At 45.0% G+C, this 21,910-nt stretch carries 25 protein-coding genes, 3 tRNA genes and 1 pseudogene; 7 read left to right on the top strand and 22 right to left on the bottom strand.

Features of this window, described 5'->3' with window-relative positions:
• Positions 1-13 precede the first annotated feature (13 nt).
• The 10 genes and pseudogenes from A3L04_RS04835 to psmA all read right to left on the bottom strand — a co-directional run bounded on the left by A3L04_RS04835 (position 14) and on the right by psmA (position 5,169).
• Entirely contained in the window at positions 14-262 is a 249-nt protein-coding gene (locus A3L04_RS04835) for a DNA-directed RNA polymerase subunit H (protein WP_068579629.1), read from the bottom strand.
• A gap of 112 nt (positions 263-374) precedes the next feature.
• A tRNA-Thr gene (locus tag A3L04_RS04830) sits at positions 375-451 on the bottom strand.
• Positions 452-501: 50 nt separating this feature from the next.
• Entirely contained in the window at positions 502-804 is a 303-nt protein-coding gene (locus tag A3L04_RS10960; protein WP_162287186.1) for a hypothetical protein, read from the bottom strand.
• A gap of 395 nt (positions 805-1,199) precedes the next feature.
• Positions 1,200-1,277, bottom strand: a tRNA-Pro gene (locus A3L04_RS04820).
• Positions 1,278-1,279: 2 nt separating this feature from the next.
• Positions 1,280-1,356 (bottom strand) — tRNA-Thr (locus A3L04_RS04815).
• Positions 1,357-1,396: 40 nt separating this feature from the next.
• On the bottom strand, positions 1,397-2,227 hold the full coding sequence (gene rrp42, locus A3L04_RS04810) for an exosome complex protein Rrp42 (protein ID WP_068578699.1): 831 nt from the start codon (positions 2,225-2,227) through the stop codon (positions 1,397-1,399).
• Positions 2,220-2,969, bottom strand: coding sequence for an exosome complex exonuclease Rrp41 (gene rrp41, locus A3L04_RS04805; RefSeq protein ID WP_068323756.1), 750 nt, complete (start codon positions 2,967-2,969; stop codon positions 2,220-2,222). The genes rrp42 and rrp41 overlap by 8 nt, the downstream gene beginning before the upstream one ends.
• Positions 2,953-3,738, bottom strand: coding sequence for an exosome complex RNA-binding protein Rrp4 (gene rrp4 / locus A3L04_RS04800; RefSeq protein ID WP_068578701.1), 786 nt, complete (start codon positions 3,736-3,738; stop codon positions 2,953-2,955). Before rrp4 ends, rrp41 begins: the two co-directional genes overlap by 17 nt.
• Positions 3,735-4,356: pseudogene (locus tag A3L04_RS04795) on the bottom strand (ribosome assembly factor SBDS). Before A3L04_RS04795 ends, rrp4 begins: the two are co-directional and overlap by 4 nt.
• Positions 4,357-4,386: 30 nt before the next feature.
• Positions 4,387-5,169: an archaeal proteasome endopeptidase complex subunit alpha gene (psmA, locus tag A3L04_RS04790; protein WP_068578706.1), complete on the bottom strand. Its 783-nt coding sequence runs from the start codon at positions 5,167-5,169 to the stop codon at positions 4,387-4,389.
• 161 nt (positions 5,170-5,330) lie between these two features.
• Between psmA and A3L04_RS04785 the strand changes: the two genes are divergently transcribed.
• Complete coding sequence (locus A3L04_RS04785; protein WP_068578708.1) at positions 5,331-5,831, top strand: ACT domain-containing protein; 501 nt, start codon at positions 5,331-5,333, stop codon at positions 5,829-5,831.
• Here the strand turns inward: A3L04_RS04785 and A3L04_RS04780 are convergent.
• Both A3L04_RS04780 and A3L04_RS04775 read right to left on the bottom strand, forming a co-directional pair.
• Positions 5,825-6,175, bottom strand: a complete 351-nt coding sequence (locus A3L04_RS04780; protein ID WP_068578710.1) for a hypothetical protein — start codon at positions 6,173-6,175, stop codon at positions 5,825-5,827. The genes A3L04_RS04785 and A3L04_RS04780 overlap by 7 nt on opposite strands.
• Complete coding sequence (locus tag A3L04_RS04775; RefSeq protein ID WP_231963785.1) at positions 6,172-6,930, bottom strand: hypothetical protein; 759 nt, start codon at positions 6,928-6,930, stop codon at positions 6,172-6,174. The genes A3L04_RS04780 and A3L04_RS04775 overlap by 4 nt, the downstream gene beginning before the upstream one ends.
• Before the next feature lie 159 nt (positions 6,931-7,089).
• Between A3L04_RS04775 and A3L04_RS04770 the strand changes: the two genes are divergently transcribed.
• Both A3L04_RS04770 and A3L04_RS04765 read left to right on the top strand, forming a co-directional pair.
• Positions 7,090-8,457, top strand: a complete 1,368-nt coding sequence (locus tag A3L04_RS04770) for a TldD/PmbA family protein (protein WP_068578714.1) — start codon at positions 7,090-7,092, stop codon at positions 8,455-8,457.
• A gap of 5 nt (positions 8,458-8,462) precedes the next feature.
• Positions 8,463-9,791 (top strand): TldD/PmbA family protein, encoded by a 1,329-nt coding sequence (locus A3L04_RS04765; protein ID WP_068578716.1) that lies wholly within the window; start codon positions 8,463-8,465, stop codon positions 9,789-9,791.
• Here A3L04_RS04765 and A3L04_RS04760 read toward each other — a convergent pair.
• From A3L04_RS04760 to eif1A, 8 genes are all read right to left on the bottom strand, one after another.
• On the bottom strand, positions 9,769-10,356 hold the full coding sequence (locus A3L04_RS04760) for a hypothetical protein (protein ID WP_068578718.1): 588 nt from the start codon (positions 10,354-10,356) through the stop codon (positions 9,769-9,771). The genes A3L04_RS04765 and A3L04_RS04760 overlap by 23 nt on opposite strands.
• Positions 10,357-10,522: 166 nt before the next feature.
• Positions 10,523-10,948 (bottom strand): DUF1699 family protein, encoded by a 426-nt coding sequence (locus A3L04_RS04755; protein ID WP_068578720.1) that lies wholly within the window; start codon positions 10,946-10,948, stop codon positions 10,523-10,525.
• A 6-nt stretch (positions 10,949-10,954) separates the two neighbouring features.
• On the bottom strand, positions 10,955-12,202 hold the full coding sequence (locus A3L04_RS04750) for a DUF530 family protein (protein WP_068578722.1): 1,248 nt from the start codon (positions 12,200-12,202) through the stop codon (positions 10,955-10,957).
• A gap of 6 nt (positions 12,203-12,208) precedes the next feature.
• Positions 12,209-13,357 (bottom strand): DNA topoisomerase IV subunit A, encoded by a 1,149-nt coding sequence (locus A3L04_RS04745; RefSeq protein WP_068578724.1) that lies wholly within the window; start codon positions 13,355-13,357, stop codon positions 12,209-12,211.
• Positions 13,332-15,026 (bottom strand): DNA topoisomerase VI subunit B, encoded by a 1,695-nt coding sequence (gene top6B / locus A3L04_RS04740; RefSeq protein WP_068578726.1) that lies wholly within the window; start codon positions 15,024-15,026, stop codon positions 13,332-13,334. Before top6B ends, A3L04_RS04745 begins: the two co-directional genes overlap by 26 nt.
• 9 nt (positions 15,027-15,035) lie before the next feature.
• Positions 15,036-15,704 (bottom strand): KH domain-containing protein, encoded by a 669-nt coding sequence (locus tag A3L04_RS04735; protein WP_068578728.1) that lies wholly within the window; start codon positions 15,702-15,704, stop codon positions 15,036-15,038.
• A complete protein-coding gene (locus A3L04_RS04730; RefSeq protein WP_068578730.1) occupies positions 15,677-16,477 on the bottom strand; it encodes a serine protein kinase RIO in 801 nt (266 codons plus the stop codon). Before A3L04_RS04730 ends, A3L04_RS04735 begins: the two co-directional genes overlap by 28 nt.
• Positions 16,478-16,483: 6 nt before the next feature.
• The gene (gene eif1A, locus A3L04_RS04725; RefSeq protein ID WP_068323711.1) at positions 16,484-16,825 is read right to left on the bottom strand and encodes a translation initiation factor eIF-1A; all 342 of its coding nucleotides are present in this window, start codon (positions 16,823-16,825) and stop codon (positions 16,484-16,486) included.
• Between the two features lie 128 nt (positions 16,826-16,953).
• On the opposite strand from eif1A, the gene sppA reads away from it, so the two are divergent.
• Genes sppA through A3L04_RS04710 form a run of 3 tightly spaced genes read left to right on the top strand, consistent with a single transcriptional unit; the run spans position 16,954 to position 19,422 of the window.
• Complete coding sequence (gene sppA, locus A3L04_RS04720; RefSeq protein WP_068578732.1) at positions 16,954-17,946, top strand: signal peptide peptidase SppA; 993 nt, start codon at positions 16,954-16,956, stop codon at positions 17,944-17,946.
• Between the two features lie 4 nt (positions 17,947-17,950).
• Positions 17,951-18,403: a PH1570 family protein gene (locus A3L04_RS04715; protein ID WP_068578734.1), complete on the top strand. Its 453-nt coding sequence runs from the start codon at positions 17,951-17,953 to the stop codon at positions 18,401-18,403.
• Entirely contained in the window at positions 18,397-19,422 is a 1,026-nt protein-coding gene (locus tag A3L04_RS04710; protein WP_172799792.1) for an AI-2E family transporter, read from the top strand. The genes A3L04_RS04715 and A3L04_RS04710 overlap by 7 nt, the downstream gene beginning before the upstream one ends.
• Here A3L04_RS04710 and A3L04_RS04705 read toward each other — a convergent pair.
• Positions 19,382-20,359 (bottom strand): AIR synthase family protein, encoded by a 978-nt coding sequence (locus A3L04_RS04705; RefSeq protein WP_068578737.1) that lies wholly within the window; start codon positions 20,357-20,359, stop codon positions 19,382-19,384. The genes A3L04_RS04710 and A3L04_RS04705 overlap by 41 nt on opposite strands.
• A gap of 70 nt (positions 20,360-20,429) precedes the next feature.
• On the opposite strand from A3L04_RS04705, the gene A3L04_RS04700 reads away from it, so the two are divergent.
• Complete coding sequence (locus tag A3L04_RS04700; RefSeq protein WP_068578739.1) at positions 20,430-21,284, top strand: damage-control phosphatase; 855 nt, start codon at positions 20,430-20,432, stop codon at positions 21,282-21,284.
• Here the strand turns inward: A3L04_RS04700 and A3L04_RS04695 are convergent.
• Positions 21,281-21,907, bottom strand: coding sequence for a hypothetical protein (locus tag A3L04_RS04695; protein WP_068578741.1), 627 nt, complete (start codon positions 21,905-21,907; stop codon positions 21,281-21,283). The genes A3L04_RS04700 and A3L04_RS04695 overlap by 4 nt on opposite strands.
• Between the last annotated feature and the right edge of the window lie 3 nt (positions 21,908-21,910).

Below are 21,910 nucleotides of genomic sequence, written 5' to 3'. Positions count from 1 at the left end.
ACCTCAAGAAGCTTTAATCTTCAACCACTATCCTATAATAATAGTAGACTCCAGCTGTAGGACTTTTTCTCTTGATTTCAATAACATCTCCAGGCTTAGCGCCAAGGGCTTTAACAGCAGGATCACTAGCCTTAATTTGAGGTAGCTGAGCAGGAGTTATTTTGTACTTCTCAAATAGTGCCTTCTTTTCTTCCTCACTGAGTACTCTATGCTCAGGCACTAATACGTGATCAAATATGTTAAACTCTTTTCTCCCCGCCACGGAAAATTGCCCCCCAGAAGTTTTTACGAATGTCATCCACACTCCGCCTTTAGGTTCTGATATATAAGCTTTACTAAGATTTTATATCCATTGCGAAAAGCTTATTAGAAGGTGGAGCCCCGGCCGGGCTTTGAACCCGGGACCTGCCGCTTACCAAGCGGCCGCTCTACCAGGCTGAGCCACCGGGGCGCCTGCCGAAAAATGCTCCAATAAAGATGATATATAAGGTTTTCGGTTATTCATCCACTATACCTCTTCCCCCATGAAAACATCTCAAACTTAAAGTCAAAGTGCTCTGTTAGGACCTCCCCAGGATTGCTAGGATATACAATGTAAAACCTTTCAAGTCCAATAATTCTATGAGGATCCCTCGGATCTACTTTGTAATCCCATATTTCGACAACTGGCAACGGAAACATAGATCTTGCTATGATAACCGCGTTTACGCGCTCGATATGTGGATGTATTCCCATGACCAGTCTTGAATCAGTAACCCTGTATGCCCTCATTATTCCAAAGTTCGGCATGCCATACTCTTCCATTCCTGTAATGTTGAATTTGTAAAGTTCATCTCGTGCCATGCTTTCTTTTAAGCACGAGGACGTAAAGCACGTACCGGTGGCTGTTAGGGAATACAGGTACAGGTACTGGTGAGTTAAGTAAAACTGAGCTATCGAACTTATAAACATCCATAAAATGCTCCATGCAACTAGTGGTTTCACAACTTTCATCCATTGTCTCTTCTGTATATAGACTCTCCTAGAAAGCAATATTAATATGATCGTCACTGGTAGGGGAATCAGGTAGAAGAAGTACAAGATCAGGTAAGAGCCAAGGGCCGGAGCATGTTCATAATACACGGCCACCCACCAAGTTCACTTTTCAATATATCCTTAAAAACTTTTACAATGTAGTAAAGGTTCATGGCAAAAAATAATGGTGGGGCCGCCGGGATTTGAACCCGGGTCACGGGCTCCCAAAGCCCGCAGGATAGACCAAGCTACCCTACGGCCCCACTGGAGCCCCGGGCGGGATTTGAACCCGCGACCTGGGGATTACAAGTCCCCCGCCCCACCAGGCTAGGCTACCGGGGCTTGGGGCCGAAATAAAGGGAAGAAGATTAGTTTATAAAATTTACCCTTTTGCATGTCCTTTCTCTACGGCCTCTATGATCAGTTTTCTTATGTGTTCGGCCTTCTTAAACGCAGTTTCAACAGCATACATTACTTCTTCAAGCTTAAAAGCCCCTCCCTCGCTTTTTTGGACTGCAGAGATGTGTCCAGTTTCATCGGTAGTTATAGTTAGTCTCCCATCCATGACCTGCTCTTCCTCTAGGTTAGGGTCAACGACAAGAGCATTCCCTATCTTAGCAAAGGTAACTGGAACTGGTATCTTTTCTACTGGAAGAGGCTCAGTCTCCTCTAGAATTTCAACATCCTCGGTCTCTTCATTGTACCTAACTTTTGGAACCTTTGCATTCATTAGAGCTGCTATTGCAGCTATTCCAATTGCATCCATCAAATTCCCGTCATGATCAAGAACGTGGACATCTATGAAGACCACCCTAACTATCTTGCCTGGGACTATAGCCATTTTCTCTAGATTAAGGGCCCTACTTTCTCTAATTCCCCTGTCTATGACTCTAGCGAGCTCTATTGCCCTCTCATCCGGTGGACCGGGTTCAAATGTCGGTGAAGCTAATGGTACAAGTTCAACGTTGGTAGTCATTACGCCCATGTTGGGGGTATCAGGAAAGGGCTCACCAAGGGTAGTCTTTATTCCCACTAAAACTTGAGTACTTCCCAGCTTAACTAAGGCTGAGCCTTCAGCCTTCTCAATTAATCCTACTTCAATCTCGATTGGTCTGTAATCTTCAAATCCTCTATCATCAATTCTCTTGCCTTCCTTGAGCAGGTTAACGATATGATCTCTCATTATACCGGCAATAATTTCATTATCACTCACTTCCCTCAACCTCCTGGGCTATCTTAACGTACTTCTCTTTCAGGGCTTCTCTCTGCTTCTGGTAAACGGCCTTTGCTCCCTTTATGGCCAGCTTAACTGCTTCAATGAACTCATCCTTAGTCAGATAACCATCCATCTGGAGCAGTGTTATGTCATTCTTGAGGGGCATTATTGCAACGGGAACATCGGCCTCTCCATAGTTGTCTTCCTCTTTATTTAGGTCGAGGACTATTTGACCCTCAATCTTACCAGCGGCACATGCTGCAACTAAGTCCCTCATTGGGATTCCGGCATCAGCCAATGCAAGTGATGCAGCAGTAATTCCAGCAACCCTAGTACCTGCATCCGCCTGAAGGACCTCTATAAAGATGTCTATTGCGGTCCTAGGGAACATCTCCAAGATTAAAGCAGGCTCAAGGGCACCCTTTATTACCTTGCTTATCTCTATGCTCCTCCTATCAGGCCCAGGCTTCTTCCTTTCCTCAACGCTGAAGGGGGCCATGTTATAACGGACTCTCAGAATAGCTCTATCTGGTCTCTGAAGGTGTTTGGGGTGTATCTCTCTAGGACCATAAACAGCAGCTATTATTTTGTTCTTACCCCATTCAATATACGCGGAACCATTTGCATTCTTCAAAACGCCAACTTTCATCTTTATTGGTCTCAACTCGTACTTCTTTCTCCCATCAATTCTTCTACCATTTTCATCAATCAGCTTGATATCTTCAGGTTTCTCCATCATTTTCCCCCACCTTCTCCTCTTCCTGCTCTTCCTCAAGCTTTGGTATCTCCTCAATAATCCCCTGCTCCTTTAGCTCTTCAAGCCTCGAGAGAAGAAGGGACTTTATCCTGTCAGTTAATCCCCTTGTATGGCTCTCCCGGTCTATCTTCAATATCGCCTCAATAGCAAGTTTCTCTAGGGCATCGTTCTTGCTGTTGACCCATATCCAGCCATTCTGCCCTACTATTATCCTGCTCATTGTAAGCTTCTTTATCATGTTTATCATTGAGCCCCCCTTTCCTATAACCCTAGGAACCTTTGAGGGAGTTATCTTTACAATTTGACCCCCCCTAAGGGGCCCACCATTGAAGGGCATGCCTTTCGTTGTAAGGTCGATATTGTTGACTTCATTTATCGCCTTGACCTTTGCATAGATTATATCCCCAATGTCAAAGAACTTCCTCAGATCCGTCCTTATGAGGTCAATCTTCTCATCTGTATAGTCCTGTATTTTAAGAGTTGCTGGATAGGGAGCTCCTATGTCGACAACCCAGCTAGAGAACTTGACATCAACTATTTTCCCAATAACGTTATCCCCAACCTCAGGAATATATGGGCCCTCAAGAGGGATGACTCTAATAGTATTCCCTTTAATGTCAACGAGGCCTATAACGGTCGAGTAAATTCTCGAGCCTTCCTTAAATGTTCCCCTTCCGTTCTTATATGGACCTTGGGCTAGTAAGGTTCCTGGAACAACTAATTCCCTATTCTGAACAAATATCCTCTTCATAAGCCCTTCCTCTCTATAAGTTTAGTCTGGACATTGCCCTTTGTAAGGGCGTTCAACTTTTCATAAAACTCTTCCTCAACTCCCCCAGGGATTTCGATCAGGAACATCCTTCACTGCTATTATCTTGACCTCAATCTTCAGTGGGAGAACCCTCCTTAGTGCCTTTATGACATCCTGAACTTGAGCCTCGGCATCTTTGAATATATCAACCCTAACACCAACTTCCTCCATTGCCTTCAATATTCTATCTACTGGATGGGGATAGCCCGTTCTTGGATCTACCGCATGCCTATGGATTATAGTCGCTATCTGCCTCTTCTTCTCTTCCAGCATTTGTCTTCTTTGTTGGGCAGTAAGTTGGACTTCTCCTTTCCTTAGAATTATCTTAGCAACTTCGTAGGGGTCACTCGTGCCAAAGATTTTCTCCATCTCATGCTCGCTTGCCTTATCACCCTTGTGTGCATCTTTAAACACATAAGGAGTTGCAAGAATTTCCTCAATTGGAACATCTTTGCCCTCTTTGAAATCCCTGGCCAAATAAGGATCAACAAGAATTTCAAAAGTCTCACCGTGAACTTTCAATCTAGCAATCACGGCCTTGTCCACACTAATCGGCATAGACATCACCTCCAGAAAAGAGAAATAAAGTTAGTAGTGGCTGTCAAGCTCGGAATAATCCTCCTCTTTCTCCTTAACCTCCTCTTGCTCGACCTCCTTCATAACTTCCTCGAGGTACTTCGCTATCTCATCCTTTGAGAGCTTCCTAAACTTCTTGTCTTGCACAGTTATTACGGCAACCTCAATGTTATCAGCGGTCGGATTTTCCATAGTCTTGGCCAAGGCTAATATTGCAAGCTTTATTGCATCTTCAAGCGTCATATCATCCCTGTACTTTTCTTCAAAGATAGCCATTGCTGTATTCCTACCACTTCCGATCGCTACAGCTTTCCAAGCAAAGTATGCACCGCTGGGATCTGTTTCATAAAGCTCTGGCCTGTCATTAACGCCAGCCATTAACAGAGCGGCGCCAAATGGTCTTACACCGCCATACTGGGTGTGCATCTGCTTTAAGTCACATATCTTCTTGACTATTACCGAGAGGGGAGCAGGCTCACCATATGTTAGTCTGTGAATTTGAGCCTCGAGCCTTGCTCTATTTACGAGAACTCTCGCATCTGCAATTATCCCACTCGATGCTGCTGCAATGTGATCATCAATTTGGAAAATCTTCTCATAACTCTCAGGTTCAATTAATCTGCTTGTTATCCTTTTTTCTACAGCAAGAACAACACCCTCGTTGCATTTAACCCCAACTGCTGTTGCTCCTCTTTTAACTGCTTCTCTTGCATAGTTCACTTGGAACAGTCTTCCATCAGGGCTGAAAACTGTGATCGCCCTATCGTATCCTGCTTGAGGTGGTACAAACGCCATCTCTTCACCCCCCACTGATACTCGGGAAGGGATTTTATATACCTTCCGCGTTTTCACAGCTTTTATCTTTTATTGTCTAAGGTATATTTGAGGACATGGAAACATTTTAATACCAATGAACCCAATAGTGGAATGCTGAACTTTAATGGCGGTGATGGAGCATGTGGGGAAGAATTGAACATCATTTCGACGAGTACCCAGTTAGGAAACTCATCGCAAAAACCTTGCTGAGATATGGTTTAAAAGTCTCTGAAGACATGAAGATAAAGGCAGGAGAAATTGAAGTCCCATATACAAAGATTGCAAAGGCACTAAATGTTGACAGAAGGGTAGTCAAGGAAACAGTTGCAATGATTCTCAAAACCCCAGAGCTTAGGGAGATATACATGAACTTAGAGCCTACGGTGCACATGAAGTACGTTGGAAAGCACGTAGGTTACGGAGTCATTGAAATCGAACCAGAACCACGGGCCATTGGAATTCTAGCGAAAGTTGCCCAGAAAATCTCAGATAGGGGAATAAATATCGTGCAGGCAATAGCGGAGGATCCTGAACTCTATCCGGAGGCAACGCTAACGATAATCACCGAGAAGCCAATTCCTGGGGACCTAATAAATGAGTTATCAAAGCTTGAGGGGGTTAAGAGGATCTCGATTTATTGACCATTAATCTCTTTATTCCCTCTTTGTAAGTTGTCCTTTGGTCTCGAAACTTTCCAAGTAAGTAAACTTATAGCTATCAGGAATATGCTACCTCCAATAGCCCCCACTAGATGTTTTATTTCAACTTCACCAATTATCAAATACGCTACAACAGAATTCGTAGCAAGCCATAATATCGCACTATAGATTATTGCTTTTAGGTGTTCTCCTTTATACTCAAATAGTAACAACACTATGACGGAGAGAAGTGCTGTAAAAAGTATAAATTTAAATTGCAATGATAGTATTAATAAGAATACTAAAAGAAGCACGGAAAAAACTAACCGGGAGTTTATCTTCTTCATGGCATATTCCCCCAGTCTAAGCATACTGTACCTTCCTTATCACAGCACAGAACTCCACACGTGGGACACCAAGTCCCAACACATAAAACACATTCCGAACACGAAGAGGCTTCACCTACAAGACAGGAAAAACATGCAAGACCACACGATCCACAACATCCTATAAAACACCTGATGTTGGTGTCACAGCAATATGAAGAACAGCTCCAAAATTCTCCACATTCATCGTCAGATTCACATTCCCTCGTACAATCTTCTACCTGTTTATATCGGCCGTTAATCATCATAGCAACTAACTTTAGTTTAGAGCTATTGTTTATACTAAACATTTTAGAGGCTGTTACCATTCCTCTCACTGGTTCTGAGAACTCATAATATACAACAACATGCTTCTTATCTCTCAGTAAGGCTCCTATAGCGAGCATAGTTATATTTTTGCCCTTGTACTCAAGGGTATGCTTAACGACCGTTACATGGGAGTAGTCAACGTTCCAGGGTTTAGCTAACTTCCAAAAATCCCTACTGGTAGCAAGTTTGAAGAATACATTAATCTTTGACCAATTTTCTTGAACTCTACTTACTGGCTTCACTACGGCAAATGGGTTTACACAACCTTCAACCTTTGGATACTTGGGATAACTTATAACATAAGAGGCGTACGCCCCAACAAGGAGGAGGGCTACTATAGCCCCTAAAATTGCCTTCCTCATATCACCCCCCCATAATATTCTTGCAATTAATTTCATGAACTTCATGATATATAACCTTTTTGCTTAAAAATTGGCAAAATATTGATAATAGTGAATAAAAACTCTTTTAAGTAGTAATTATCTTCGATCTATATCGAAATGTTCAAAAGCCTTTTATACACAACACGTTATACACCTACTGTACAAATGTCAATGGTGGTTCTTATGGAGACCTTGGAAAAAGCCCTTCGCTGGGCCGAGGAAAATATTAAGGCAGAGTACATCGAGCTGAGGTACGAAAACCTCAAGAAAACAACGCTAAACCTCAAAGACGGAGTTTTCGTGAGCTTTACTGAAAAGCTGAACAGGGGAGTAGCAATTAGGGTTCTCGCAAATGGAGCGTGGGGCTTCTCTTCCACGAGCGATCTCAGCAGGTTAGAGGAAGCTATCAAAGAGGCATACAAGCTCGCAAAGGCCGCAGCAGAGACAAAGAAAGAGAAGATAAAGCTCGCGGAGATAAAGCCCGTGGAGGACTTTGTTAAGAGCAAGATGAAAGTCAAGCCCAAGGAAGTCGACATAGAAGAGAAAGTTAACCACCTCAGGGAACTTGAGAAGCTCCTCAAGGAGGATGAAGCAGTAAAGAGCGTTAACATAAGGTACGAAGACGGAGGCGGCCAGAAAATACTCCTAACTAACGAGGGAACGAGAATAGAGTGGGACTACAACTACCTCTACCAAGGGGTCTATGTCACCGGAAAGAAAGAGGGAAGATTGGCTATGGCAAGGGACAGCATCGGGGCCGTTGACTACGGCTGGGAGCTCATGACGGAGAAAGAGCCCAATGAGAAGGTAAAGGACAGACTCTTGAGGAAGTTACACTCACAGCTCAATGGAGTTGCTCCAAAGAGGGGAGAGTGGCCAATAGTTGCCGGCCCGATAGTCGTCGGGATCATAGCCCATGAGGCACTCGGCCACCTAGCTGAGGCCGACCTCACCATAAACTCACCGTTCAAGGATCTCATGGGCAAGCAGATTGCCCCAGAGTTCGTAACGATGAGCGAGAGGTACGTCGAGGGAGGCTTTGGAAACGACAAGTACGACGATGAGGGGGTCCCAGTCAAGGACATACACATCATCGAGAACGGAATACTGAAGGAGATAATGCTGAACAGGGAGTACGCTGCAAAGTGGGGCATGGAGCCAAATGGACATGCAAGGGCCCAAGACTACAGGTACCCACCGATAATAAGGATGAGGAACACGATCTTCGAGCCGAGAGACTGGTCATTTGAGGAGATGATAGAGGACATCAAGTTCGGCTACTACGTTGTAGACTTCAGGGGAGGACAGGCCCAGCTCAACTCTGCGTTCCAAGTGGGAATTCAGGAGGGCTATGTGATAAGGAACGGAGAGATTGCAGAACCGATAAGGGATACTTCAATCACGGGAGTTGCAATTGAGGCCCTGAAGAAGATAACAGCAGTAGGTAAGGACTTCGGGCTTGAGGTTGGATTCTGTGGAAAGGGACAGACGGCATTTGTTAGCTCAGGTGGACCCCACATGAGGTTCGATGGAGGAATTCTCATCGGGTGATGGAGATGGAGGAGCTGATTAAGTACGGTGAGAAGTTTTTTGACGAGCTTGAGATAGTCGTCCAGAGGGGAAGGGACGTAAGCGTCGACGTTGAGCTTAACGAAATATCAATGGCCTCAACGAGAACGAACGTCGTCACGATAATCAGAGGAATTAAAGACAAGAGGATCGGAATTGCCATAATAGACACCGCCGATAAGGAAGAAGTGAAGAAGGCCATAGAGTCGGCCGCAAAGATGGCCAAACTAAATAACCCAGATGAAAAGTGGCACTCCCTCCCAAGCCCAGGAAAGTACAGGGAAAAGCCAAAGGTCAATGAAGAGCTAAAGGAGGTCTCACCAGATAGGCTCGTTAACTTCGTCCTTGAAGGAATAAAGCTCGCAAGAGAGAAGGATGAGCACATAACTGTAGCTGGAGGATCTGCAGGAGCTTCATGGGTTGAGGTAGGAATTTACAACTCCCAAGGGATAAACGTGACCCAAGAGTTCGGCTACTCACACCTGTTCTTTGAATTCGTTGGGAAGAAGGAGGGTGTAGTCACCCCAGGAATATTCGAATTCGATGCTAAAGATAATCTTAACTTGGACGTTGAGGGAGTAGTTGAGAAAGGCGTGCAGAAGGTTCAGTGGGCCTATAAGGTCAAGGAGGCAAAGAACGAAGAAGTACCAATAATCTTTGGCCCCTGGGCTACCTCAGGCTTACTATTCTACACGCTCTTCCCGGCCTTCAGCGGTGAGAGGTTAGTGAAGAAGACCACGCCACTAGCTGATAAGGTTGGAGAGAGCATCGCGAGTGAGGTTATAACGATGTACGATGACACGTTCCACGAGCTCAGCATAGCAAAGGCTGTCTTCGATGGGGAAGGGGTTCCAACGAGAAAGACGATGCTCATAGAGAAAGGAATATTCAAGGGGTTCGTATGGGACAACTACTGGGCAAAGATATACGGCACGGAGAGCACGGGGCACGGGCAAAGAGACTGGAGGGGCGGAGGTGTCAGCATAGGTCTCAACACAGTCGTCATTGAAGAGGGCAAGAGGTCACTCGAGGATATAATTGGGGAAATCAAGCACGGCTACTTCGTCGATGGCGTTCAGGGTGCACACTCAAGTAACCCCGACAACGGTAACTTTGCCGTGACGGCAAATCCAGCTTACCTAATAGAGGACGGAGAGATCGTTGGATCAAGCGTCTTCCTAATTGCCGGGAACATTTACGAGCTATTGAAGCAGGCCACGGAAGTCAGCAAGGAACAGAGGGCATTACCAGCAATGTACACTGTGATAACACCATACATAAAGTTTGAGAACGTCAAGATCGCCGGAAAGAAGTGATTTTCTTTCTTATTTTTATTCCACTTATCATTCCCAGGGAGTCCATAATGAGATCCCTCATTTTGTTGCCAACGGTTTCTGTGATGAATGATATCTCTGATTCGCTTACCTTTTCAGCAACCTCCCAGCCAATTGCCAAAATGTAAAAAGCAACCACCGAGTACTTTAAAATGTCACGCCATGGAATGTTAAACTCCACTAAGATCCTCGCGATCATGAGCCAGAGCACCAAACCACCAAGAAAGTGGCTTATCATGTCAGCATCTCTCCACTCCTTGTGGAACAGATCGACAGTCGTGAAGGGAACATTAACCAGGGAAACGTGAACCGCTATGAAGACTCCCAAGAAGGCCATGACCTCAGTATCATACACAGGAGCTAAGAGCTTCTTTAACGTGCCCTTAGGAGTGTAAACCTCTGGCAACCAGAGGGGAATTGATAGGCCGAACAATGCAACAGAGCATCTGTATATGTGATCACTCCTCCCATAGTAGAGGGCGGTCAGAAGGCCTACAAGAACCACAAAAATTGAGGTCACTATTATAATTCTTTCGTTCTTACCCAAATTAAATCCCTCAGCTTTTATTTCATGTTATTTGCTTTATAATATATTTGTAAGCAGGAATTTTGATAAGAACTAGCAACAGCTTCTGCATTCAGATTGCTTCTTAGGAAGTTTGTCATAAAAACAAAAGGTACTCCTACCTCTTATTCTACAACTCAAAATTTTTTCAATCCTCTTCATCTTCAACAACTAGAGGCTTTAAGTTGTAGAGGGAGATAAGGTAGTACAGGGTTCTTAAAGGTATTCCCAGGGATCTACTTATCTCCCTGGGGCTCTTACCTCGGCTGAGCATCTCCTGAATTAAATTTACCGTTTTCTCCGAGTACTTTCTAGGCCTACCTCTTCCTTTGGCTATCGGGATAACCTTTATCCCCATCCTCTCAAGGGCATTAATTACTTTCTTAGACACCTTCGGATAAAGGCTAGGAGGGCACCCTATCACCTTAACGTTAGGAGCATTCTCGAGTATCCTAACTACAACCTCCTTTGTGGGCCTTAAGTTAATGTAAACTTCAGTTACATCCTCATTAAGATTCTCATCTATCTTCCTCAGCAACTCTCTCACGTTTCTCGCAGTTATCTCAACTCTCATAAAATATCACCCCTGGAGGAGCTCAAGGAACTTCTTCGCCTTCTCGCTCTTCGGCATAAACTTCTCAAACTTGCTTACATCCGAGAACACGACTTTGTGAAGGCCCGAGACAACGAACTTCCTAATGCCTTCCCTAAGCTCTCCAATGTCTATCTCAAGTAGGTTTGCAACTTCCTCTTCCGTAAAGCTTGAAATGCCATACAATATTACCCCGCCCAATACGTAGTTGGGCAATCTAGTTATGTCACTCCTTCTCCTAACCAGCATCTTCTCTATTTCGCACTTCCTTATCAGGAGCAGACTACCAAATCCAACCTTGAAGTCTGCTCTCTCCTTGAATGGAATATCAAACAGGGAGTAGTGGCAGTCTATACACGACCTTATCCCAGGGTATATGGAGACATTCTCCCTCTCTTTTTCAGATGTTAAGAAGTAGTACCTGAAAATATCGAGAGCCAGCAATCTAACGCCCTCTTTTGGGTTCAGAGTAGAATAAGCAAGCGCAAGGTTATCAACGGTGTAATGGTTATTTATTAAAACACCGACAGTCTTCACGTAGCTCAAAACCCTCCATCTAAACCTTTTCCCATACTTTTTCCTGAGTTCCCCTTCTATGTCAGCATCTACGGGCAGATCAAGCTTCTCCTTCTTTAACTTTCCATTTTCCCAGTACTCAACCTCTATCCTAAACTTCTCCTTTCTTACCGTACCTTCTTCCCTGAGCTTGCCCTTTATTAGCTTGAAGTGTTCTCTTATCTCAATACCCCTCTGACCAAGCAATCTTAGGACATCCCCAGAGTAGGCCAGATATGGTAGTATATCTATCCTACCGAGCTTTACAGGTCTTTCAACAGCTTTTACCTTTTGGAGATCGCTTCTCTTTAGGGCATCTGGGGGAATGTCCACCTTTCCCTTCCTTAGTACATAGTTTGCATCGAGAATTGCAAGGGCCATTCTGTGAGCGGTTATCGCGGCTCTCAGCCTTTCGAGGGTTAATGACCTGTAGTGCCTCTTTCTGTATATCCAAGACAGGTGAGGATCTTTTGATTTTTTGTCCTTGAATATTGGAGCAGGACCAAGTTCGCCAACCCTTCTTTCCAGCTCTTCTTCTAGATCTTTCAAAACTTCCAGCCGGTTCTTAAATACAAAAAATAGTTTAGGAACATCGAGATCATCAAATAACCCTGGGGTGTCTATTGCTATATCGTCCAATGTTTTGTTTATCCTAGCTATTAGCTCCTCAGTAGTCGGCATGGCTCATCACGGAAGAAGCTTACCCTCCCTTATTTTCTCGGGCAAATACTCCTTCGCCACAAACTCCAAACTCTTGTTTGCCAGAGCCTGCTGTTCAATCCTCACTCCCCACTTGAGTGCGAGCTTCAGCTGCCTCTGCCACTCCTTGTTCTGGAACCATGGGTAGTTGAGCTCTTCGATTATCCTCTTGTAGTCCCCGGTTGGCCCTCCCTTCTTATCTGGAGGAATACCCTTGAGCTTCTCGGTAACGTTTTCAAGACCGTACTCCTTTATGTCATCCATAGTCATTCCCACGAACTTCGCATCGGGGGTTGCAAGCTTCTCGCTTAGATAGGCGAGGTTAATTGATCCCTGTTTTATCGTAGAGTAAATGTACCAACCGTATGGATCTCCATCCGTGAATACTATTATCGGGAGGCCCTCTTCATAGTGGAGCCTGTGGATTAGCCTCCTAACACCTCTCGAAGCCTGACCCTGGGTTGCCACGATTAAACAGTTCTCCCTCTTCGGATATTTCTCCTCGATCAGCCTATCGGCCATTGCAGCTGTCTCGACGACGAGAACGTAGTCAACATTTACCTCCGGAAACTGAATGTGCTCAACCGTCCCAGGGACGGCCCAGCCGCCCGTACCGAGCTTAGATGCATTGAACTCATCTTCGCCATCCTTAATGACTATATCTCCATAGATGTACCCTCTTCTATCCGCCGTAATGTGCATCTCCTCTCTCAGAACACCAAGCATCCTTTCAAGATCCTCTATTATCGGATCGCTCTCGCTCTGATCTTCGAATGTGTTTTCCTTAGTCCCTGGGATGGTGTGCTTGTTGGCATAGTACGCTTCTCTTAAGCTCGCGTGCTTCCCCTCACTCACCAGTCTCTTAACGTAGGCCATTAAGATTAGGGTCTGCATGAACTTTCTTGCATGAGCCACGTTGAGGAAGTACCTCCTCGAGAGCTTATCACCCATCCTTATTAGTCTCGCCTCTTCGTCAAAGTATACGTTATTTAATCCCCTCGTCGGAACGTCAAAGTAGGGATTCTTACCGGCCTTAACCTCTTCCAGTATCTTTTGAGCTACCTCCTCAAGCTTTTTGAGAACCTTTTGAGGATCGTAAGAAAACTTCTCCCTAGGCTTCTGTCGCTTCAGCTTCAACCTCACTCACCTCCTCAACCTCAATTTTGCTCTCTATAAGATTCAGGAAGTACTCCTTGATCTTCTCCTCTGGCTCCCCGGTTAGAATGTGCAAGGCTCTAGCAATCTCAGGAAGGTACTTCTCAAGAGTCTTCCTTCTCTTAACCTGATACAACCTCCTGAACTTACCTCCAAGGTAGAAGGCCAGCTTCCTTGCAGTATCCATCAAAGCGAGCCTTATCTCGTTGTATATCTCATCGATGTCAGCAATACTCTGCTTGCCAGTGCTCGTGTAGGGAACGTGAACGCTGATAACGTTGACCAAAACGACTAGGGGAGCGGTGTCAAACGAATCTATTCTATATCTCTTCCAGTCTATGCTCCTCACTGCCGAAGTTATTACACATGAACCTGCATCAAAGAGAAGTGGAACCCTATTAGCGTACCTTAAAACTTCAGAACTTGTTATGTGTCCTCCATAGGCCAGCCCAACCTCCACCTGGAACGGTATACCTCCAGCGTACACCTTTGGAGGCCTAGTTATTGCCGTTACAAACTCAGGCCTCAGAATTGCCTTGAGACCCTTCTCGATGTTTTCCTCCCCAATGGGCCTTAGGCCGTGAGTTGGTGGTGCTAAAAACTTCATCAGCTTAAAGGCTTCAACTATCTCCTCCGCCTCGTGCCAAGTTAACTTCTCGGGGGGCTTCTCCATGATCTTGGCTACCTGTTCCACGACCTTCTTCCACTTCCTGCCAAAGGACTTGAGGACGGCATCTACCTCTCCCTTGGCCAGCCTTTCGTATAGTTGCTCTCTGATCTCCTTTCTCTCCTCTGATTTTATCAGCCTGAGAGCGGCTATGTACTCTATGAGCTCATCAATTTTCTTGTCGCTGATCCTCGAGAACTCAGAAACTAGGAACCTCCTAACGCTACTCCTCTTGCTCCTGTGGGCCATGGTGTAAACGTCGTCCGTCATTACTCCCTTTGGATGGGGCTTCATCTCTACAGGCGGTTCAGGAATCTCATCGCTCGACCTTGGAAATACAATCAGCTTTCCATCCGGTTCAATTAACTCTATATGAGCGTGAGGATTAGCAATTGCCGTGAGCTTCAGGTACCAGTAAACACCCTGCTTTGACCGAACGTATTTTACTTCCTTAACCTCGAGCTCTATCCTCGTACCTCTCCAGCCTTTGGGATTTGGATGCTTGATCTTCTTCACAATTTTGCCCTCGTTTTTCTGAACGTCTATCTTAACCCAGGCCTCAACTATGTCCCCACCAGTGGATGTGATAACGCGAGTAGCTTTACCGCTTGTTATTTGAGCAAACATTACCGCTCCTGATATGCCTATACCTTGCTGTCCCCTGCTCTGTATGTTCCTGTGAGCCTTAGTTCCAGCGAGCATCTTACCGAAGACGTGTGGAATGTAATCCTCAGGAATCCCAGGACCGTTGTCCTCAACTATCACCTTGTAGTGCTCCTTTCCGAGCTCCTCAATTTCAACCCTAATATAGGGAAGTATCCCAGCCTCTTCACATGCATCTAAAGAATTCGTTACCGCCTCGTGGATTATTGTTGTCAGTGATCTAACCTTCCCAGTGTAACCAAGCATTGCCGCGTTCCTTCTGAAGAACTCACTTACACTCTGAACCTTAAACTCCTTAAATAGATCCCTTGCTTCGGCCATAACAACACCTCACAGGTTTTCATAATACATCGAGCCCTCAAGTTCGAGATCTTTCTTCCTCCTCTCTAGGTATCTGTAGACCGTCCCATGAGGTGAGCCCCTAGCGAGCTTCTCTATCGCCGTTTTTGCAATCTCTATCTGAATTGGGTTGCCAATTATTGCCACAGTCTTTCCGTAAACGCTTACGCTCGCTCCACTCATTTCCTCAATTATCTGCCTTGTCCTACCCTTCCTGCCAATTATCCTACCCCTAACCCTGGGTAGGGCGTTTTTCTCATTGCCAATAATTATATCGGGGAGGTTTATTATTTCGAGATACTCTCCCTCGTTGAGTAGCCTAAAGGCCCTCTCTGGAGAGAAACCTCTCCCTATAGCCAAAACTATATCCCTCGCCTTCCAAACGGCAAGAGGATCGTCAGTTTCTTTTGTTGAGGTTATCCAAACCTCCCCAGTCTCGCTATCTACCTCTATCTTGGTCTTGGTTCTCCTCTCAATTTCTTTTTTAGTGCTACCCTTCTTTCCTATAAGGACGGCGATCCTCTCCTTGGGTATTTTAACGTACTCTTCCTGCTTGAAGAATTCTTCCCATTCTTCATCATCTTCTTCATCCCTAACTATCTCGCCGTCCTTAGTTACCTTCTCATACTTCTTCATAAGCTCCTCAAATTCCTCTCCCATAATTCATCACCCGCCAACTCGCGGAACTTTTCCTCAGGATCTTCAACGCTCACACCTTTTTTGCCGAAGTAGTTGATTATATTCCTTATATCCCTGTAAAGGAGAGTTAGACTCATTCTGTTCCTTTTAACTGTGGCCTGGGACCAGTCTATTATCACGGGCTCATTCCAAATGAGTATATTGTACTCGCTTAGGTCTCCATGAACCATGTCTCCCCTTTTCCACAACCTTTCTATAGCCCCCATTGCGAAGTCATAAAGCTCCTCAAAGTCTTTAAGCTCCAGATCCTTCTCAACATCTTTTAATCTTGGAGCTGGCATTTCATCACCTATATATTCCATAATCAAGATGTTATTGCGGAAGGCTATTGGTTCTGGAGCTCTAACGGCGTACTTCATAGCCCTCTGCAGGTTCTTGAACTCCCTTCTCGTCCAGACAAACACAAGCTTTCTAATGTCTTTAGGAAGGTATCCAACCCTAGGATCAGCAGCGAGATACTCCCATATCCTCCTGAATTCCGTTGTGTACGTCCTGTATATCTTCACGGCGATCCTGTTTCCCTTGGCATCGTAGCCTGCAAACACATTAGCTTCTTTGCCCGTGCTTAAGACGCCATATAACCTTTCTATCTTGCCTCTCCTGTAAAAGTAACTTATCGTTTCAACTGTTGTCCTGTCGAATACCTCGCTGAAAACTTTAAAGAGCTCACTATCCTTCTCCCTCTTTTCTGTAAGACCAAGAACCTCTGCAATTTCCCTGTCAAGTCTCTCCATAGTTCATCACTCTAATAGCAGGGAGCCACCAGTCAGGAATTCCTGGCTTATCTTGCCCTTTCTAAGCAACCAATCTACTTGGGTCTGCGTGTACCTGTAGACTATATCCCCTCTCTTATCACTTTGAACTGGCCACGGCTGAACTATCACAAGGTCACCGACCTTGATCCAGACCCTCCTCCTGAGCCTTCCTGGGATCCTGCACCTTCTGACCTTCCCATCTTCACATCTAACATCCATCCACCCTGCACCCAGTGCCTGCTCAACGACACCGAACAGCTGGTTTCCTTCTGGAAGCGGAACTCTTATAACCTCTTCACCCTCAACCTTCCTCTCCTTCTTAGGCATGAGCATCACCTCCTGATTTTTGCAAAAATTTTTCCACATACACCTTAAATGGCAACTTTAAAAATTTTTGCATAAGGTTTGGAAGGTATATAAAGGAGGAACCGCGATAAAAAGTGGGAGGTGCAAAAATGACAAATGGAGTCTGGAAATATATTACATTCATCCTACTCTTAATACTCGGGTTCTCGGCAATAGCAAACGTTCTGCTTTACATGCAAATTGGGGCCCTTAAATCGTACAATCAAACGATTCCCCAAGTTCAAGTTAGTAGCTTAAATCAAACAACAAACGAAACCCTTCTCCTGAAGTTGAAGATAGAGGATATGAAGAACGAAATTGAGTACTTAAAATCTCTATTATCCCAGGAAAAGGGGAAAGGCAACGTTAGCATTGCAATAGTTCCCATTTTTGGGCCCATAGATGACCAGCTCGCCCTGCACGTTGTAAAGATCATAAGGGAAATCCGCGAAAACTCTTCAATCGGAGGAGTTCTTCTCTGGATAGAGAGCCCGGGAGGAATGGCAGGACCCGTCAGGATAATATACGAAGAGCTGAAAAAGTTAAGCTACCTTAAGCCTATAGTTGCATACTCTGGAGGGTACATGGATTCGGGAGCGTACTACATTGCGTGTGCTGCCAATAAGATAGTTGCTGACCCACTGGCAGAGGTTGGGAGCATAGGGGTAATATACGTTCACTTTAACGCTGAGAAATACTACGAGATGAACGGAATAAAAGTTGAGGTGTTTAAGACGGGACCATACAAGGATATGGGAGCCGACTGGAGAGATTTAACTCCAGAAGAAAGAAAAATGATTAAGGATCAGATAGAGATGTACTTTAATGAATTCCTAAACGTCGTCAGCGAAGGAAGAAACATGACACTAAATGAAACCAAGAAATACGCGGATGGAAGGGTATGGTTTGCGAAAGACGTGAAAGGAACACTAGTTGATGAAACTGGAGACCTTGACTCAGCGATAAGGACACTGCTTAAGCTGATGAACGTGACCTCAGCAAAGGTCATAATGTTCGATTCAAAGCCCCAGGAATTCGAGATATCGGAGAGTGCGGCTCTGTACATGCCGGCGAATTATGTATACCCCTACATAAAGGGGTGAGAGCATGCAGTGTGAGGAGAAGCTCGAGGTTTTTGAGAACGGATTCAAGGACGATAAGTTTAACGTAGAGGTAAAGGTGTTTGGGGGAGACGGAAGGAAGGTACTGCTGGCCCTAATTTATGAGATGTACTACCCGGAATACGGATCAGAATACGTGTATCCCTTTGAATGTGCAAAGGAGTTCTGGGAAATCTACATGGATCCCTCAGAAATAGAGGGGGAGAAAGTTAACTTAAAGCAAATAAAATTCATGACTGATCAAGTGAGACAGAAGATAGAGAACATGATTGAAAAGCTGAACGTTGATGTTGATATAAAGGATGCAGAGGTGTACAAGACCAAAGAGGGCTATCTAGTTGTGGGCAAAAACTTCATCCTCGACCCGAGAGGGAGGCTGTTCGTATTCAACAAGCCCTCCCTAGCGAAGCAGATACTGAGATATATCTGGAAGTGGTAGGGTTGGAGAGAGAAAAGATAGTTTGGGCTGCTTTAGTTGCCATAATACTTTTCCTTGTCTGGAAGACCTTAAAGGAGTTGATAACCCCCATAGTCTTTGGGATAGCCGCAACCTACATAGCTTACCCCTTCTACGTAAAGCTTGGCAATAAAGTTGGAAAGAAATGGAGTCTGATTATCGTTTCTGCCATAGTTTCACTTCTCTCAATTTTGTTCCTAATAGGGGTTGCACTATGGATAACCGACACCCTGAAAAATCTATACACATACCTCGACGCTTTCTTCTCTTGGCTTGGAACGCTCAAAGTTCCTGGGGCCCTCTCATCCTTGTTTGATGCCATGGCAACGAGCTTCCCCGAAAAGTTAAGAGGGATGCTCCTTCAGTACACCCTTTCCCTGCCAAAACTGGCCCTCCAACTAATAGTGTTCCTGGCTGTATTCTACGCAACCCTTGCAAATGCTGACTTCTTGGCTAGAGAGGTTTACGAGCTACTCCCATCCACAAACAGGGAGATAAGTGAGAGAATGTTAACGAAGGTAAAAGACACCGTCGATGCAATACTCAAAACATGGCTGTTCTTCAGCGTAACCAAAGGCTTCTTCCTTTCAATAGGATTTTACGTCTTCAAACTCAGCAATGCGGCTGGCTCCATAGCGGCAGGTATTCTCTGCATAATTCTTGAATTGCTACCTTTCATGGGCGGATGGATAATGTGGCTGATAGGGGCGATGTTGCTCTGGAATAGATCTCCAGGAGTAGCTGTTCTATTTGCAATTTACGGGTTCATCATGATATCCCCCCTGCCAGACTACACCATAAAGCCAAAGCTAACCAAACACAGGGCAAAGGTAAGCTCTGTGGTAGCTTTAGTAGGAATATTTGGAGGAATAATGGCTTTTGGGGCAGTTGGAATAATCCTGGGGCCTATAGCAATAGGACTCCTCTTTGCGTTGATAGAGGTTTGGAAGGAGTACGAGACTAAACAACCTTCCAAAGCTCATCAGTCTCAGGACGCCTGAGAGGTCTCTCAACTCCGTCCTCTATAATAACCCTCTTCTTTTCAGCCAAGAACTCACCAATTATGCTGGCATTTATTCCCTTAGCCAGCAACCTCTCCACTAGAACCTTGGCGTGATCTCTAGGTACTGAAATCAAGAGAGAGCCAGAACTTATTAATGCTAAGGGATCGAGATCATAAAATGCGCATATCTTCCTAGTTTCCTCCCTAACTATGACTTTATTGGCAAAAATCCTGAAGCCCAAGTCGCCAACATCCGCCATCTCATGCAGGCCGTTCGCAACTCCTCCCTCGGTAGGATCGTGCATTGCTGTGGCAAATTCTCTAGCCATCAAGGCCTCCCTAACCACGCTGATTTCATATATGTAGGCCTTCGCCCTTTCGACGAAATCCTTGCCAAAGACTGACCTGAGCTCATCCTCCCTCTCGTGTGCAATTATTGACGTTCCTTCGATCCCAGCTCCCTTTGTTAGGATTATAGCATCACCAGGCCTAGGCTTTGGAACAACCAGCATCTCTTTTTCAACTTCTCCAAGCATAGTTCCAACGACTATAGGCTTCTTTAACCCAGGGGTAACTTCCGTATGCCCACCAACAATAGCTATACCCATTTCCTGGGCTACTTTCTTCATCTCCTCCATGATCTCCTTAACTAACTCTGCATCAGCCCCTTCAGGCAGGAGAACAGTAATCAAAAACCACTTAGGCACTGCCCCAAAGGTTGCAACATCGTTCGCATTAACGTGAACCGCATAGAATCCAATCCGCTCTTCAGCCCCAGTTATTGGATCTGTGGATGCAACGAGAACATAGTCACCAAAATCTATGGCGGTAGCATCTATTCCAACCCCAGGACCAACTATAACCCTGTCACCATGCTTTAAGCCTCTGAATATAACATCTTTCAATATTTCAGGAGGAACTTTCCCTACCAGCATTTTATTCCCCCCATAACGAAGAATGCGAACGGTTATTAACCTATCCCACAACCCATTCGAGGGTGGTGAAATGAAGGTTCACTATGAATGTTTCACGTGCATGGCCAATCAGTGCAAGAAGATCGTTGAGATGGCAACAGAGGATCTAGAAAAGAGGAGAAATGCAATGTTCTTAGCAGCAAAAGCAATAGCAAGGGAGTATCATGAAGATGCTATACCAGCAATAGCCGGTAGCAAAGTTTTCCTTGAGCTTTATAAATTCCTTAAAAATGACGATCCTTTCAGGGAATACAAGGAAAAGTCGAGGGAAGTAGCGAAGAAAGTTGTCTCGCTATTAAGGAACAGACTCGAAATAGATGTAAAAACAGCCATAAAGCTCTCCATAATTGGAAATATAATCGACTTCTCCGTGGGATTCTCTCCCGAAGACCTTGAGAGGCAGGTTGAGGAAATGCTCAAGGAAGACTTGTACGTGGATGAGAGTAATGAGCTGACTGAAAGAATAAAAGAAGCAGAGGTAATTCTGTACCTCACGGACAACGTTGGAGAGCACTATTTTGACTCCATCCTTCTGGAGAAAATCAGAGAGATATCAAAAGCTGAAATATACATAGCAGGAAAAGAGGGCCCGATAATAAACGATGTCACCGTGGAAGACCTGAAGAGGGATGGCTTCGAGAGGTTTGGCAAGATAATCTCAACAGGAACTAGAGTTGTGGGAGTTCCCCTTGATGAAATCAGTGAAGAATTTAGGGAAATATTTGAGAAAGCGGACGTCATAATAGCGAAGGGCCAAGGGAACTTTGAAACCCTGAGCGAAATAAAGGATGAGAGGGTGTTCTTCCTCTTGAAGGCAAAATGTCCCGCGGTGGCTAGAGGTCTTGGAGTGCCACAGGGAGCTCTGGTATGCAAGAGGAACATCTAGAGCTCTTTCTTCCCCTCAAAATACTCTACTAATTCCTCGTCACTAACATCCTCCTCGTATCCAAGTTCCCTTTTCTGAAACTCAATTAGGCCCGGAGTTAAAAGTAGCTTTCCGTCAAGCTTTGGAAGTGCATAGTGGAGGGTTATCTCACTGAAGTCATCAAGCTTTATCGTCGGATTCTCCTCATATTCAATTTCTTCCAGCCTTCTTCCGTCGGCGATAAGCTTTGCAACTATTGAAGCGCCATCAATCGAGAACTGGGGCTTCCCTATGTGCCTGACCCTAACCCCCGGCATCTTAGATGTTATAAACTCCTTCGTCCTGCCCCTTGGAATTGCATCGCCCAAGATTCCCCCCACGACTATTATAGTGTCATCCTCTATATCCTCTGGCTTTAATTCTTCTTCAGCTTGAAGATCCAAGATTATGATCTTCGACTTATCGAAGGGCAACCTTGTTATACTTTCAGTTATCACGCTACCGATTTCCGAGAGAATCTTCCGCTCTTCTGGCCTTACGTTTGTGAAGATCAACTTATCCCCCCACCAGTGGGCAACATGCTTGTACTCCAACAGCAACCACTCGCTTATCTCCTCTAGGTGTTCAATTACTAGGTACGGCATGAT

The organism is Thermococcus chitonophagus, assembly GCF_002214605.1.
Classification (GTDB): Archaea; Methanobacteriota_B; Thermococci; order Thermococcales; family Thermococcaceae; genus Pyrococcus; species Pyrococcus chitonophagus.
The sequence above is the reverse complement of the archived record's forward strand: the minus strand, read 5'-3'. Positions and strand labels throughout refer to the sequence as shown.

Excerpts from the sequence above, each read along its gene's own strand:
- psmA (WP_068578706.1), bottom strand. The coding sequence starts at position 5,169 with ATGGCGTTTGTACCACCTCAAGCAGGATACGATAGGGCGATCACAGTT.
- rrp41 (WP_068323756.1), bottom strand. The coding sequence starts at position 2,969 with ATGATGGAGAAACCTGAAGATATCAAGCTGATTGATGAAAATGGTAGA.
- sppA (WP_068578732.1), top strand. The coding sequence starts at position 16,954 with ATGACAAATGGAGTCTGGAAATATATTACATTCATCCTACTCTTAATA.
- A3L04_RS04705 (WP_068578737.1), bottom strand. The coding sequence starts at position 20,359 with ATGCTGGTAGGGAAAGTTCCTCCTGAAATATTGAAAGATGTTATATTC.
- eif1A (WP_068323711.1), bottom strand. The coding sequence starts at position 16,825 with ATGCCTAAGAAGGAGAGGAAGGTTGAGGGTGAAGAGGTTATAAGAGTT.
- A3L04_RS04785 (WP_068578708.1), top strand. The coding sequence starts at position 5,331 with ATGTGGGGAAGAATTGAACATCATTTCGACGAGTACCCAGTTAGGAAA.
- A3L04_RS04750 (WP_068578722.1), bottom strand. The coding sequence starts at position 12,202 with ATGCCGACTACTGAGGAGCTAATAGCTAGGATAAACAAAACATTGGAC.
- A3L04_RS04770 (WP_068578714.1), top strand. The coding sequence starts at position 7,090 with ATGGAGACCTTGGAAAAAGCCCTTCGCTGGGCCGAGGAAAATATTAAG.
- rrp4 (WP_068578701.1), bottom strand. The coding sequence starts at position 3,738 with ATGAAGAGGATATTTGTTCAGAATAGGGAATTAGTTGTTCCAGGAACC.
- A3L04_RS10960 (WP_162287186.1), bottom strand. The coding sequence starts at position 804 with ATGGAAGAGTATGGCATGCCGAACTTTGGAATAATGAGGGCATACAGG.
- A3L04_RS04765 (WP_068578716.1), top strand. The coding sequence starts at position 8,463 with ATGGAGGAGCTGATTAAGTACGGTGAGAAGTTTTTTGACGAGCTTGAG.
- A3L04_RS04715 (WP_068578734.1), top strand. The coding sequence starts at position 17,951 with ATGCAGTGTGAGGAGAAGCTCGAGGTTTTTGAGAACGGATTCAAGGAC.
- top6B (WP_068578726.1), bottom strand. The coding sequence starts at position 15,026 with ATGGCCGAAGCAAGGGATCTATTTAAGGAGTTTAAGGTTCAGAGTGTA.
- A3L04_RS04780 (WP_068578710.1), bottom strand. The coding sequence starts at position 6,175 with ATGAAGAAGATAAACTCCCGGTTAGTTTTTTCCGTGCTTCTTTTAGTA.
- A3L04_RS04695 (WP_068578741.1), bottom strand. The coding sequence starts at position 21,907 with ATGCCGTACCTAGTAATTGAACACCTAGAGGAGATAAGCGAGTGGTTG.
- A3L04_RS04735 (WP_068578728.1), bottom strand. The coding sequence starts at position 15,704 with ATGGGAGAGGAATTTGAGGAGCTTATGAAGAAGTATGAGAAGGTAACT.
- A3L04_RS04730 (WP_068578730.1), bottom strand. The coding sequence starts at position 16,477 with ATGGAGAGACTTGACAGGGAAATTGCAGAGGTTCTTGGTCTTACAGAA.
- A3L04_RS04755 (WP_068578720.1), bottom strand. The coding sequence starts at position 10,948 with ATGAGAGTTGAGATAACTGCGAGAAACGTGAGAGAGTTGCTGAGGAAG.
- A3L04_RS04775 (WP_231963785.1), bottom strand. The coding sequence starts at position 6,930 with ATGAAGTTCATGAAATTAATTGCAAGAATATTATGGGGGGGTGATATG.
- A3L04_RS04700 (WP_068578739.1), top strand. The coding sequence starts at position 20,430 with ATGAAGGTTCACTATGAATGTTTCACGTGCATGGCCAATCAGTGCAAG.